This window comes from Paenibacillus sp. JDR-2 (genome assembly GCF_000023585.1).
GTDB lineage: Bacteria > Bacillota > Bacilli > Paenibacillales > Paenibacillaceae > Pristimantibacillus.
In genome coordinates, this window is the sequence record NC_012914.1 from 4,144,018 (window position 1) to 4,157,920 (window position 13,903).

Sequence of the window (13,903 nt, forward strand, 5' to 3'; positions counted from 1 at the left end):
TCCTATACTGCTTTCTCTTGAAGGTAAAAAAAAGAACAAAGGGACATCGGCTGATGTCCCTTTTGTTCTCTAACTTTATTGCTCAAGCTGTTCCTCATATTGCTTGAGCAGTTTACGGAAAGCTGCGGTACTCTCGGCTAGACCGCCTTCGCGGTTACGGACCAGCCATAGACGATTGAATTCGTCCATAGCCGTGTGAAGCTCCGCATGCAGGTACTTTAGCCAATCTAACTTGGCCGCAGGATCCGCCAGCTCCTGTTGATAAATGTACCTGTGGAGTCCGGCGCCTTGCTCTATCAATCGCAACGTATTTAAGAGTTCATCCTTCACAAGCACCGAATCTGCGCCAAAGAGCTCCAGCGCTTCCATCTCCTTGCGGCGCTCGGAAAACCAATCTTTCATCTCCGAGTAACGGTAATCCAGCTCGAATGGGGTTCCGGCGCCTCCCAGAAGCTTCGCAATGCGAGGAAGCAGCTTTGTATCTCTCTCCAAAGTCTCTTGGGAGGACAATCCGTGATTAATCAAATAATTGGTATACGTGGCATTTTCTATCGTACATCTCTCTAAAAGATAATATCGCCCAAGCGTCATCAGCAATTCCCCGCCGATTCCGCTACGATCATGCAGCATCCTGAGCGAGACATGATGCTTAAGCGCATCCCATTGATCCAGGTTGGCGTTTAACTGCCAGCTGGTACCGGCTGCGTAAGCATAACCCGGGTAACTGACGGCCGGTACCTGCCAATGACCGCCGTCTCCCCAATCGGCGACGATAAGACCGGAAGCGCCATACGCTTTCCCGTTTTTGCCCGCGTCGGCTATATTGCCTAGCATATTGTCCGTACGGCCTGCGATGGAAGACCAGCCGCTTGTTCCAGGGCAGACATAATACCGGATGTTATGCTCCTGCAGCCTTCTGCAATGCGGCTCATAAGGAATCGGAGCATCATAGTTCCAATGCAGCACCGTAACATCATCGGACAGATCGTTGACCAGCTCCGGATGATGCATAAGCACATCCCCCCACATCATCGGCTTTTTGCCATGGGAACGCGCGATAGCAAACATCTGCTCCGCAAACTCCATGTAAAGCCTGCCGACGCCAATCTTCTCAGCCCGCTCTTTGCTTGCGCCGGTGCCTAGCCCAAACGGTTCGTCCATATTCAAATTGACATATTCGGAAGAGAAGTTTGGCAGAAGCTCGTCGAACAGATCCTTAGCTAGCGCTGTTGACCTCTTATCTGCCGGATTCATGGTTGTAGGCGGAAGCTTGAACGGCAGCGGCGTCGGCATCCCATCCGGATGCTCGGCCAAATCCCGGAGCTCCGGCTTTGACAGCCAAGGCCACATATGGCCGAGACAGTTCTGGCTCGGAACAAGATCAACAAAACGTTCTGCCGCGTAAGCGTCCAACTCCCGGTATTCCGCTGCCGTCAAAGGCGTTGCATCCGGGAATAAGGCGCTGTATTTTTCGTAATGGAAGCTGTATCCCTCCATATAAAGCTGAAGATGGTTGAATTTCAATTCGGATATGCGGTCAACGCAGGCAAACAAGGTATCCATCTTGGGGATCTTGTTCCGGCCGATGTCCAGCATAACTCCGCGGACCGGGAAATCCGGTTCGTCCTCGATCAGGCAATGCACCCATTCCCCTCGCTGCGCATCCATCATCTGACCGGCTGTAAGGATGGCATAATTCAATCCTTGTGCCGTGCTTGCCGCAAGCCGGAGCCCATTCGAGCTCCATTCGAGCACATAGCCTTGCGGATGCAATCCCGAATGATGCTCGATGATGATCGGAGTTGCGGGAAGGGCCGTTGAACCCTTAGCCGCCAAATGAGCAGCAAGCCGATTCGCAACGTCCAGCTTCTCTGCCATCCGTGCCGCTTCCTGTTCGACGGAACGCACAGCAAACCGGACGGCAGCCGGCGAGCTTTCTCCGCCAGCCTTGTAAATTCGAGGTTGAGGATAAAGATACACTGGCGTTATCATGCAGTCACCTCCTGATCTTGGTCATTCAGCTGCTGCAGGATCGTCGCTAGTCCCGCTTCCGTGAACTTGCCTCCACTGAATGACAGAAGTCCGCGAAGCGGCATATGCTCCATAAATGCCCTCAGCATTGCGGCATGCTCATCCGCGAGTCCGGCAGAGAAAGGGAGATTCGCGATGAGCTGCTTGACGATTTTTTGTCCCAATGGGCTTTGGCTGATTTCCGACAAGGTGGAATTGCGATGGAGCATCATCGGGCGAGTTGCCGTCGAATGCACGGTCACGGCGCCAGTCAATACGATAGCCTGCGACGAACGGCCAATCAGCAGCTCAAATTCGCCAGTTTCCACGTTCCAGTCATGCAGGGCCTCGTCATAATAAGCAAAACTTCGCTTATCCAGCTCAAACGATACGATCTTGGATTCGCCTGGCTCCAGCCTGATCTTATCGAATCCTTTCAGTTCCTTGTCCGGACGGATAACCGTACTTTGCTTGTCCCGCACGTACAGCTGAACGACTTCCATCCCAGCCAGCCCGCCGGTGTTGGTCACTTTTACGGAAACATGCAGAATGTCGTTATCGTTCAACGTTTCTTTATCCACGGCAAGCTCCGAATATTCAAAGGACGTATAGCTTAGACCGTGGCCAAACGGAAATAACGGCTTAATCTTTTTCTTGTCGTAATAGCGGTAGCCAACAAATATCCCTTCCCGGTACTCAACCTTATCCCCTTCGCCAGGGAAGAACAGATAGGACGGATTGTCACTCAGCTGTACGGGGAACGTCTCAGCCAGCCGACCGGAAGGATTGGCGTCGCCAAATAACAGATCGGCAATTGCGCCGCCTAATGCCTGCCCGCCCAAGTATGCTTCCAGCACGCCTTTTGCGCTGCCGAGCCACGGCATCTCGATTGGCGCTCCGTTGCTAAGGACAACGACGAGATTCGGCTGCGCCTTGCCAACGGCTTCGATAAGCGCAGCCTGATTGGCAGGCATCCGCAAATGCTTGCGGTCAAAGCCTTCGGATTCATAGCGGCTGGGAAGCCCCGCGAACAGAACGGCAATGTCCGAACCCTTCGCCAGCTCAATGGCTTCTGCCGCAAGCGATTCATCCGGCTCTTCGCCATTCAGCTCATAGCCCTTCGCAAACCTAAGCGTTGCGGTGTCCCCCGCTGACTTCGCAAGCTCCTCGCTAATATCCTCAAGCCGGGTCGGCTTGATCTGAGAGCTTCCGCTTCCCTGATAACGAGGCTCTTGGGCCATGGCTCCAATGACGGCAATTCTACCGGCTTTGGCGAGCGGCAATATACTGTCTTCATTTTTCAGCAGCACCATGCTCTCACGGGCAATTTCGCGAGCCAGCTGATGATGCTCTTCCGGATCGACAACCGTATCCGGACGCCTGTGGTCAACGGCACGGAACACAATATTCAACAACCGCTCAACGGCTTCGTCAAGCTTGGCCTCAGCCAATTCCCAGCTTTGAACAGCATCTATAATCTGCTGCTGACCTTCCCCATGGCTGGCCGGCATTTCGAGTTCAAGTCCTACAGCAAGTCCTTTGGCGCGTTCATTGACAGCTCCCCAGTCCGATACCACGAAACCCTCGTGACCCCATTCATCCTTCAGAATAGCCGTGAGCAGCTCTTGATTCTCGGACGCGAACTCTCCGTTCACTTTGTTGTACGCGCACATCACCGTCCAAGGCTGAGCCTTCTTCACGGCGCCCTCAAAGCTTGCCAAATAAATTTCGCGCAGCGTCCGCTCGTCTACAATCGAGTCGGAGGTCATGCGGCGGTGCTCCTGATTGTTAGCTGCGAAATGCTTCAGCGAAGTCCCCACCCCTTGGCTCTGCACGCCAAGGATATGATTTGCCGCCATCTCGCCGGACAAATACGGATCCTCGGAAAAATATTCGAAGTTGCGTCCGCAGAGCGGGGAGCGCTTGATATTCACTCCCGGCCCAAGCAGAACCGCGACTTCCTCCGCCTGGCATTCGCGGCCAAGCGCTTCGCCCATGCGCCGAATCAGCTCGCGGTTCCACGAGCTTGCAACACCGGCTGCCGACGGGAAGCAAGTGGCCGGGACGCTGTCGAATAGTCCCAAATGATCCGCGGACGCGCGCTGCTTGCGAAGACCGTGCGGGCCGTCCGTTACCATAACGGACGGAATGCCTAGGCGTTCAATTCCTCGGGTATGCCAGGTATCCGAACCGGAACACATACTCGCTTTCTCTTCCAATGTCATTTGCGCGACCAGCGCTTTTATATCTCGTTCGTGACTCATCTGATACCTCTCCCTCACGGTTCGATTAATTCCATCCGGGCTGTCCGCACATCCCGGCTGTTAGGCCCAATCATAATGCGGAATTCACCGGGTTCGGCCTTATAGCCGTTATTCGGCGACCAGAAAGCAAGATCCGAACAGTCGATCTCGAATACGATTTCCCGAGTTTCTCCCGCTTCAAGTGATACTTTGGCAAACCTCTTCAATTCCTTGATCGGACGGACCACGCTGCCATAGACATCCTGGATATACAGCTGCACTGTTTCCTCCCCCGCGCGATTCCCGGCATTGGCAACCGCAACGCTGGCCCGAAGGCTTTCCCCTAGCTTCATTTCATTCCGGTCCAAAGCTACTTCCCCGTATTCGAATCTTGTATAGCTAAGTCCGTATCCAAACGGATAAAGCGGCTCATTGGGACCATCCAAATATTTGCTGATGAATTTCTCGGCCGCATTCGCTTCCGTAAGCGGACGGCCGGTGCGGAAATGATTGTAATAAACCGGAACCTGTCCGGTGTGTACCGGGAAGCTCATGGTCAGTCTGCCGGTCGGGTTGTAGTCTCCCGCAAGCACATCCGCAATGGCATGTCCTGCCTGCGAACCTAGGAACCACGTTTCCAGAATCGCGTTTACCCTATCCTCGAATCCGGTCAGAACAAGCGGACGGCCGTTTGTCAGCACAAGCACAACCGGCTTGCCGGTTCCAATCACCGCGTCTGCGAGACGAAGCTGAGCTTCCGGCAGCTCGAGGCTCATTCGTGAGGCCGCTTCGCCCGACATATCGCTGCTCTCTCCAAGAGCCAGAATGACAAGATCGGCTTGATCGGCTTGTTCCACCGCAGCCTTAATTCCCCCTTCAAGGGGAGCATTTACTCCGGAACCGGCAGCAAACAACAAGTTTTCTTCCAAGATGCCTTTCTCCCGCAGCCCTTCGTACAGGGTCACCGTCTCATGGCCATACCGGGAAAATTGCCAAGGGCCAAGCAAGTCTTTGCTGTCGGCGAACGGTCCAATCAACGCGATTTTGCCCGTCTCCTTCGCAAGCGGCAGCACTCCGTCGTTCTTCAGCAATACAATCGATTTTCGGGCCAGCTCTCTGCTCGCCTGCAAATGCGCTTCGCTAAAGTGACAAGCGATCTCTTGCTCCGGACGAATATAACGGAACGGGTCATCCATCAGACCGGTCTTGTACTTAAGGATTAATATCCGTCGCACCGCCTCATCGAGCTGCGACTCCGACAGCTTTCCTTCGCGGATAAGCTCCGGTATATAATCGAAGGAACGGGTCACCATCTCGATGTCCATAGTGGCGTTCACCGTATGCATTGCCGCTTCTTTGGCATCTTTGGCATAGCCGTGTTCCACGATCTCGTCCACCGCGCCGTAGTCGGAGATCAGAATACCTTCAAAGCCAAGCTCATCCCTAAGCAGCTCCTTCAGCAAATGAGAGCTTGCGGCTACCGGAATACCTTGATATATATTGAAAGCGTTCATGACCGAACCCGCGCCGGCTTCTATTCCCGCCCGGAACGGCGGCAAATACAAATTCCGCAGCGTCCCTTCCGAGAAATCAACCGTATTGTAATCCCGTCCTCCCTCGGCCGCGCCATAGCCGACAAAATGCTTCAGGCAAGCGATAATCGTCTCCTCATCCTGAAGGGAATGACCCTGGTAACCTTCTACCTGTGCTTTCGCGATCAACGAACCCAGGTACGGATCTTCTCCCGCGCCTTCAACGACACGTCCCCAGCGGGGTTCCCGGGAGATATCGATCATTGGGCCATGGTTGTACATAATGCCGGAAGCACTTGCTTCCTTAGCCGAGATCGCGCAGGCTTCCCGGATCGCTTCCGTATCCCAGCTGCAGGACCAGGCAAGCGGAACCGGAAAGATCGTTTGCGCTCCGTGAATAATATCGCCGTTGAAGAATAGCGGTATCTTATGCGGCGACTGCTCCACCGCAATCTTTTGCAGCTCGAACACCCGGTTGACGTCAAACGCGCCTAATACCGAGCCTGCCCGTCCTTCGGCGATCAGCTTCTCCGGAGGATCGGACTTGACCGTTCCGCCAAACGAGAAGTTGGAAGCCATGCACTGGCACATTTGACCGATCTTATCCTCTAGCGACAGCTTTCCGAGTAGTAGCTCAACCGCAGCTGCCATCTCCTCATCCGTACGGCCAGCCACTTTGCCCTTGCGGTAAGGCTTCACCGTTTCCGCTAACGCCTCCGACAAGAATGGCCCCCGCCCCTTCTCGCCCTGCAGCGCAAACGAACCAAACAACGGAATGTACAAGGACCCGGTGAATGCCGCCTCTTCGAAAGCCAGCTCCACCTTTACCTGTTCATCCGGCTTCCAGAATGCATATCCGGTTCCACGCAGGCTTCCTTCCCCTGCCTCAACCGTCTCCATTCGAATGGGCAAAGGGATTGGCTCCATCGCGATATCGAGCGTATAATTCGCTTTCTTTGCTATTTTAAATTGCAGCTTCAGCTTCAGCCTCGGCGTTTCTACAAAAGCATGCCATAATCCAATCATGGTTCTTTCTTCTCCCTTCAAGCTCTATGGAGCCGGTCTTAATCAGCCCTTCACGGCGCCAATCGTCATCCCTTTTACGAAATATTTTTGGAAAAACGGGTAAACAAGCAGAATCGGAATAACGCCGATGACCGCAATCGCCATGCGGAACGTCTCGCTTGGCAGCTGCGCCAAAGCCTGGCTGGTTCCCATCCGGCTGTTCGTGGTCAGGAACTGAATATCGCTCATGATCCGGTTGAGTACGTTTTGCAGACTGAATAAGTCAGGATTCGTTACGAACACAAGCCCGTTGTTCCAATCATTCCAATAGCCAAGCGCCTGAAACATCCCGACCGTAGCGAGGATTGGCATCGACAGCGGCAAAATGATCCTGAAATAAGTCTTGAATTCTCCGGCTCCGTCAATCGAAGCCGACTCCAGCATGGCCGTCGGGATGGTCGTGGAGAAGAAGGTACGCATCAACAGCACGTTAAAGCCGTTCATAAGCAGCCACGGGATCAGCAGCGCAAACAACGTATTTTTCAAATGAAAGACCTGCGTATAGATCAGATAAGTCGGAACAAGTCCCCCGTTAAACAGCAGCGTGAAAAAGACGATAAACGCAATCGTCTGGCCTCCCGGCAAATCCTTGCGCGACAGCGGGTAGGCCAGCAGCGAAGTGATGATCAGACTCGCCAACGTTCCGATCACCGTAACCAGGACGGTAACGCCGTAAGCGTGGAAAATTTGGCTCGATTGCTTCCACAGGTATTCATAAGCTTCAAAGCTGAAGGCCGACGGGAAAAGCGTATAGCCTTCCTTTACGATCGTTGATTCATCGGTAATAGACGCCATGAACAGCAGGATAAAAGGCAGTACGCAAGCGATTGAAAGAACGATCATGATGATATGCGCGGACCACTGCCAGATCCGGTTTTCTTTATCCATAACAAGGGCTCCTTTCTAGAACAACGCGTTCTCTTTGTTGATTTTGCGGACAACCAGATTGGAGACGAGGACAAGCACGAATCCAACCAGGGACTGATAAAATCCCGCCGCGGCGGACATCCCGATATCGCCAAGCTGCATTAACCCGCGGAACACATACGTGTCGATAACGTTTGTTGTGGAGAACAAGGCTCCCGAGTTCATCGGCACCTGATAGAACAAGCCGAAGTCCGAGTAGAAGATCCGGCCGATGCCAAGCAACGTCAGCATAATGATGACCGGCGTGATCATCGGGATCGTAATCTTGCGGATTTGCAGCCACTTGGAGGCTCCGTCCAGCTTCGCCGCTTCGTAGTATTCCGGATCAATGCCGATGATGGCCGCCAGGAAGACGATGCAGGAGTAGCCCGCCCCCTTCCACAGATGGACAATCGTCAGGATATACGGCCAATATTTCGGTTCGTTATACCAATTGATGGGTTCCATGCCTAACGCGGGAAGAATGGTCTTGTTAATGAATCCCGTATCGATGCTGAGCATCGCATAGACGAGATAGCTGACCAGAATGATCGAAATAAGGAACGGCAGGATAATCACGCTCTGGTATAGACGCGATGCGAATCGGCTGCGGATCTCGTTCAGCAGGATCGCAATCGCGACCGCTAACGCAAGTCCAAGCACAATAAATACGACATTGTAAAGCAAGGTATTGCGCGTAATGAGCCAAGCGTCGCTTGTTTTGAACAGGTATTCGAAGTTCCGGAATCCAATCCAGTCGCTGTGCCACAGCCCCTTGCGGAAGTTAATGTCCTTGAAAGCAATCGACAAGCCGAATAACGGCATGTAATTGTTGACGGCCAGGTAAGCAAGCCCCGGCAGAAGCATGATGTACAGCGGTATGAACCGGCGAAGGCTTCTTCTTTTGCCGCGATGCGTGATGGTAGTCACCGCTTCTCTCCCCTTTCTCGTTCGGCTTAATGCCGGGTTGTATCCTTATGGTAATGAATTTAGGACTCCCCCCTCTACCGCGCGAACGACTTCCGTCTTGCGTTTTACCGACCTTCATTCGTCCTTATTAGTCCTTCTCGCAAAGCTATGCAAAACGCAAAAAACCGACCAAAACGAGTTTGGTCGGTTGCAGCCTGACTAAAGCCATGCCGTCATTATTGCGCAGTGTTAGCCTGAGCCCATGCATACAGCTGTTTTTGCTTCTCGGCGATAATCTTGTCGATCCCCGCAGCCTTCAGCTTGGAGATGAATTCCGGCAGCACCTTCTCCGGATCCACGCTGCCTGTCTCCAGCGGCATTTCGTATTGCGTAATCACGTTGGACACGGCGGCGTACTCCGTTTTCACCGGTGTCGGATCAAAGCCAAAGCCCAGCGCTTTGGAACGTTTCGCCGCTTTGTTGAATTCCTCCATTTTACTCCAGATCGCCGGATCGTTGCCCTTCATCACATACGACAGGAACTGATTGCCAAACATCCAGCCATACGGCATGTTGTAGCCGGTTGTCGTCGCGTCAACGCCTGCCGGATATTCAATGACATTATCCCCGTCCTGCGATTTCACGTAATGAGTGCCTTCAATTCCCCAGTCGAGCAAATTGACGATTTCCTTGTCCGAATACATCAGGTTGAGGAATTGCATCGCTTTATCCTCCAGCTTCGTGTTTACCGGGATTCCCCACATCGCGCCGGTAACCGTGCTGGTCATGGCAACAGCCGGCAACAGTTCGGTCGCGACGAGCGGCGTACCTGCCGCTTGCGATTCCTGCTCGGCGAAGCCGGGCTTCATGCCCGCTAAATACGCAAACCCTTTATTGGACTTAATCAGCTCCCAAGGCGTTGTCTTATTGGTGCCGGCATCCTTCATAATATAGCCCTTCTGGTACCAATCGCGAAGTCTGGTCAAGAGATCCTTGTATTCCTGCGTTTCATAAAGGTTGACTACCTTCAGGCCGTTATCGTAACCCGGCAGAACGCCGATGCCGTCGCCAAGACGGTCATAGAACAGATAATTCTCCAGATAGGTCTGTCCGGCACCGGAAGGAATAAGCGGAGCAAAGCCTTCTCCGTCTTTTACCGTTTTCAGCACATTGTCGAGGTCATTCAGCGTCTTGATCGAGGCTGTATCAATGTGATATTTATCAACGAGATCCTTGCGCATGGTGACACCGTAATAGGCTGCCATATCCCGCACGCTTGGAATCGCGTAGGTCTGATTTTTCACTTTGGCTGCGCTCAAATAACCTTCTCCGACTGCAGTCTTAATGCCTTCCCCGTATTTGTCCAGCAGTTCGTCGAGCGGAACAAGCTGTTCTTTCGACACCATGCTGTTGTACAAAGCGCCCGAGACAAACATCAAATCCAGCTTCTCGTTGCTGGTCAGCATCAAATTCGTCTGCTGCACCCATTCTCCCCCGCTGATGGAAGTCAAATGGACTCTCGCCTGGATCTTTTGTTCGGTAATCTTGTTAATCGCATCCTCAACCAGCTTCAAATCCTGTGGCGACGTTCCCGGAAAAGCGATCGTGAGCTCATCGATCTTGCCGCTTGGCGCCGAAGACGCTTTACTCCCCGTGTTTTCGGATCCGTTACTGCCGCCGTTTCCGTTATTGCCGCCGCATGCCGACAAGGTCAGCGAGATCGCAAGAAGCAGCGCCGAAGTTACGGCCAAAGACTTTTTCATTTTGGTTCCCCCCGCTAAATACATTTTCGTGAAGCTGTCTATATTGTAAAATGACTACGCTTCACCCTCTGCTGTTCTTACGACTTCACGCTGTCACTTTGACGACTTTCCTGCGACTGCCGATATTCCAGCGGATTAATGCCCATATATTTTTTGAAAATGCGGGAGAAATGCGAAAAGTTTGCGTAACCAATCCGGCTCGCCACCGCGCTGACCGCCAAATCCGTATTCGCTAGCAGCTCGGCGGCAATACGAAGACGCTGCTGCAGCAAATAATCCGAGATCGACATCCCGGTCTCGCGCTTGAAGATCCGGGTCAAATAATCCGGGTTCAGATACACATGGCTTGCAATATCTTCTCTGGAGATTTCCTCGGCTAGATGCTGATGAATATAAGTTTTCGCTTGTTCGACGACACTTGGCGAATGCTCAAGCGAGTTCATGTAATCAAGCGATTTGCCTACGATATGACGAATCCAGATAAGCGCATCCTTCGCCGACCTGCCTGCTCGGGCAAAGCGTTCAACCGAAAGGCTGTCGCTAAGCAGTTGATGTGCCTGGATCCCTTTAATCTGCAGAACATAATGAACCATCTGCTGAAAATCCTGTATAAACAGCGCTAGAAGCTGAGGCGTAAGCCGGCCCGCATCGACCTGCTGACCGATGAAGCTCTCTGCTTCCGCGATCACTTTTTCCCTTGCCCCTTCCTTCAGCATGATCCCCCACATCCCCATATCGGGGAGCGTTTGCGGAGAAGCCGTGCCTGTCCGATCTCCAAGAAAAACAACGCAGTTGTCCGAAGCCACATTATCGGCATCCATCCGCTGCAAGCGCTGATAGGCCGCGGCCATCTCATGCCCCCGAACTTTCTCTCCGACATAGCAGGACACGTCGCACATGAAATAATCGCGGCAAGCCGAGATATAAGATTCGCATAACGCTTTCAGCACCGCTGGCTCCGAGGCCTCTTTGCCGCCGTTCAACACGAGCAGCATCGCATCGTCACCCGTGGCAATAAGCAGGCCGCTATCCTGCCGCCGCATCATTACTTCTTCTGCGGCTTTGCGCAGCGCATACTCCATCGTCTTCTTATCCCTGAGCGAATACTCCTTATACCAACGGCGGACTCGCAATAGAATGGGCAGGAAAACAAGCTTGTCGGAATACGGAATGTTGCGTTCCTGCGCTGCCGTGTTAATCGCCCGCGGCAAAGCCGGAATAGCCTGACCCAGCACATCCAGCCAGAACCGCTCTACCAGCATCGGCTGATGCTGCAGCCAAAATTTGCCGAATTGGCTGAATTCGCTCATATGCTGCTCCTTGTCCATTTTGCGGATCGCTTTCTCCACGACAGCCTTAAGCTCGTCATAAGGAATCGGCTTCAGCAGATAATCGAGACTACCCAGCTGAATCGCTTGTTTCGCATACTGGAAATCGGCATGACAGGTAAGAAATATCGTTTCCGTCCCGGACCAATGGCTTCTCACCCACTCCAGAAGCTGAAGCCCGGAAGCCTTCGGCATTTCGATATCGCATAGCAAGATATCAACCCGCTCCCGGCCGAAAACCTCCATAGCCTGATCGGCATTATAAGCCGTCATAACCCGGGAGATACCGATCGATGGCCAGTCAACGCCGGATTTCAGACCTTCTACCGCGATCGGTTCATCATCCACAATAAGCAGCTGACGCATACCCTTTCACTCCTTTTGCTCCTGGCTTGCATGTAGAGGAATCGCAATCTCGGTAACCGCTCCTTGCGGGTCATCGTTGTAGCAATCCATCCATGCCTTGTCGCCGAATTGCAGCTTCAATCTTTCTCTAATATTCCATAGACCGATATGCTCGCCGGCCTCATCCGTATAGATCTTTCCTTGACGCAAACGGGAAAGGGCTGCCTCCGAATAACCTTCGCCGGTATCCCTTACCGTAACGACGACCATCGGCTCCTCTGCCAAGTCGTCAAGTTCCGCTTCTATAATCAGCTTAATCGGTTCTCCAGGCTTAACCGCATGCTTTACGGAGTTCTCTACCACCGTCTGCAGAAGAAGCGGAGGAATAGCCGTTGTCTCCAAATAAGACGGAATGTCCACCTCGCAAGAAAAGGTATCCGGAAACCGCATTTGCTGAATTCGCAAATAGTGCCGAATATGACTCAACTCATTCTTAAGCGGTACAAGGGGATGAGAGCTTTGAAACAGGTATCGAAAATAAAGCACGAGATGCATCGTCATTTCCTGAATCGGTTCAAATTGCTTTACCTGCGCCAGATTGTACAAAATGTTTAACGAGTTCATGAAAAAATGCGGATTGATTTGCAGCTGCAGTTGTTTAAGCTCCGCCCTTTGTTTGCTAAGCTGCTCTTCATACACATGAATTTTAAGCTCTTCAATCTTGGAGATCATCGTATTAAAGGTCTGGTTAACCAGCTGAATCTCATCAGGTGCCTTGGCGGCGTCAATCCGGATGGTAAAGTTGCCCTTCCCGATCATTCTCATCGCGCTGACCATCTTGCTGAGAGGCTGCAAAATCACCTTGCGCAAAATCAGAAAGCTAAGCGGCAGCATAAGCAAGGCCAATAAAATCACGACGGCGGACGCTTTGGTCAGATAAGGGAGATTCTCCAAAATAGACTCATCCGGAATAGCGGCCGCGAGGCTAAAGCTTCCTTTTGCCGAGGATTCGCCCACTATTAAGAACTTGTCCTCCTGACCGGATAAATAATAGCTCTGAAACCCATCCGAGAAGTTCAGTTTTTCGCTCGAGAGATCTCTTGTCGCAGCCAAAATGCTCCCCTTGTCATCAACGAGGAGTACGGCTCCGGTGTTGCCGGTACGCATTCCGCGCAGCGGCTGCAGCACGGTTGACGCCTTCACCCAAGCTCCGACAAAAAGATCGCCGTCACGCATAAGACGAACGAGGTACGACTCTCCGTCCAGCTGCATGATCTTCCACTCAACGTTCCGGTATTGCGATTTCTGCGTCAGTTCGGTCACCCTGTCCGCAAGCGCTTGGCGGATATGGGTCAGCTGAGGGTAGGACAAGTTGCCTTTGTACGCCTCAACGCCTTCATGATGGATTAAGGAATAGACATAAAAACCGTCAATATAAGGGTAAATCGACAGGTCCGAAGTCAGCTTGCGGTAGACCGCGGTTTTGGCCAGAACGAAATCGTCTTCCGTCCTCGCATCGCCCATGTCCTGCACATTGAGATCCGTTGAGGTTAGACCGGCCAGATGTCTCTCTACCTCGGTCAGCTGCCCATCCGTCTGATTCATATAAATATCGATTAAGCTTTTGTTCGACGCCGCTACCTGACTATGAACGACGTTCATGCTATATGAATTGTTATAGAGAAGAAGCGCGATTAAAGGCAAGGTAATACCTAAAAGGCCAAGCACCAGCTTGACCGGAATCGAATTCCACGGAATAGCTTTTAAACGTTTGAACATTCGGGCCCTCCGATCGAAGTTCC

8 protein-coding genes are annotated in these 13,903 nt (G+C 52.5%); all 8 read right to left on the reverse strand.

Features of this window, described 5'->3' with window-relative positions:
• Nucleotides 1–75: 75 nt before the first annotated feature.
• Nucleotides 76–1,992, reverse strand: coding sequence for a beta-N-acetylhexosaminidase (locus PJDR2_RS18285; RefSeq protein ID WP_015845202.1), 1,917 nt, complete (start codon nucleotides 1,990–1,992; stop codon nucleotides 76–78).
• Nucleotides 1,989–4,274, reverse strand: coding sequence for a beta-glucosidase (locus tag PJDR2_RS18290; RefSeq protein WP_015845203.1), 2,286 nt, complete (start codon nucleotides 4,272–4,274; stop codon nucleotides 1,989–1,991). The genes PJDR2_RS18285 and PJDR2_RS18290 overlap by 4 nt, the downstream gene beginning before the upstream one ends.
• A 14-nt stretch (nucleotides 4,275–4,288) precedes the next feature.
• Complete coding sequence (locus tag PJDR2_RS18295) at nucleotides 4,289–6,811, reverse strand: glycoside hydrolase family 3 N-terminal domain-containing protein (protein ID WP_015845204.1); 2,523 nt, start codon at nucleotides 6,809–6,811, stop codon at nucleotides 4,289–4,291.
• A 42-nt stretch (nucleotides 6,812–6,853) separates the two neighbouring features.
• Entirely contained in the window at nucleotides 6,854–7,738 is an 885-nt protein-coding gene (locus tag PJDR2_RS18300; RefSeq protein WP_015845205.1) for a carbohydrate ABC transporter permease, read from the reverse strand.
• Between the two features lie 15 nt (nucleotides 7,739–7,753).
• A complete protein-coding gene (locus tag PJDR2_RS18305; RefSeq protein WP_083778261.1) occupies nucleotides 7,754–8,623 on the reverse strand; it encodes an ABC transporter permease in 870 nt (289 codons plus the stop codon).
• Between the two features lie 278 nt (nucleotides 8,624–8,901).
• Nucleotides 8,902–10,428, reverse strand: coding sequence for an ABC transporter substrate-binding protein (locus PJDR2_RS18310; RefSeq protein ID WP_015845207.1), 1,527 nt, complete (start codon nucleotides 10,426–10,428; stop codon nucleotides 8,902–8,904).
• 77 nt (nucleotides 10,429–10,505) lie between these two features.
• Entirely contained in the window at nucleotides 10,506–12,122 is a 1,617-nt protein-coding gene (locus PJDR2_RS18315; protein WP_015845208.1) for a response regulator, read from the reverse strand.
• A 6-nt stretch (nucleotides 12,123–12,128) separates the two neighbouring features.
• Complete coding sequence (locus tag PJDR2_RS18320; protein ID WP_015845209.1) at nucleotides 12,129–13,880, reverse strand: histidine kinase; 1,752 nt, start codon at nucleotides 13,878–13,880, stop codon at nucleotides 12,129–12,131.
• Between the last annotated feature and the right edge of the window lie 23 nt (nucleotides 13,881–13,903).

What these genes read in the sequence shown, in the direction of transcription:
- PJDR2_RS18290 (WP_015845203.1), bottom strand. Translation starts at nt 4,274, where the DNA reads ATGAGTCACGAACGAGATATAAAAGCGCTGGTCGCGCAAATGACATTG.
- PJDR2_RS18320 (WP_015845209.1), bottom strand. Translation starts at nt 13,880, where the DNA reads ATGTTCAAACGTTTAAAAGCTATTCCGTGGAATTCGATTCCGGTCAAG.
- PJDR2_RS18315 (WP_015845208.1), bottom strand. Translation starts at nt 12,122, where the DNA reads ATGCGTCAGCTGCTTATTGTGGATGATGAACCGATCGCGGTAGAAGGT.
- PJDR2_RS18310 (WP_015845207.1), bottom strand. Translation starts at nt 10,428, where the DNA reads ATGAAAAAGTCTTTGGCCGTAACTTCGGCGCTGCTTCTTGCGATCTCG.
- PJDR2_RS18295 (WP_015845204.1), bottom strand. Translation starts at nt 6,811, where the DNA reads ATGATTGGATTATGGCATGCTTTTGTAGAAACGCCGAGGCTGAAGCTG.
- PJDR2_RS18285 (WP_015845202.1), bottom strand. Translation starts at nt 1,992, where the DNA reads ATGATAACGCCAGTGTATCTTTATCCTCAACCTCGAATTTACAAGGCT.
- PJDR2_RS18305 (WP_083778261.1), bottom strand. Translation starts at nt 8,623, where the DNA reads ATGCTTCTGCCGGGGCTTGCTTACCTGGCCGTCAACAATTACATGCCG.
- PJDR2_RS18300 (WP_015845205.1), bottom strand. Translation starts at nt 7,738, where the DNA reads ATGGATAAAGAAAACCGGATCTGGCAGTGGTCCGCGCATATCATCATG.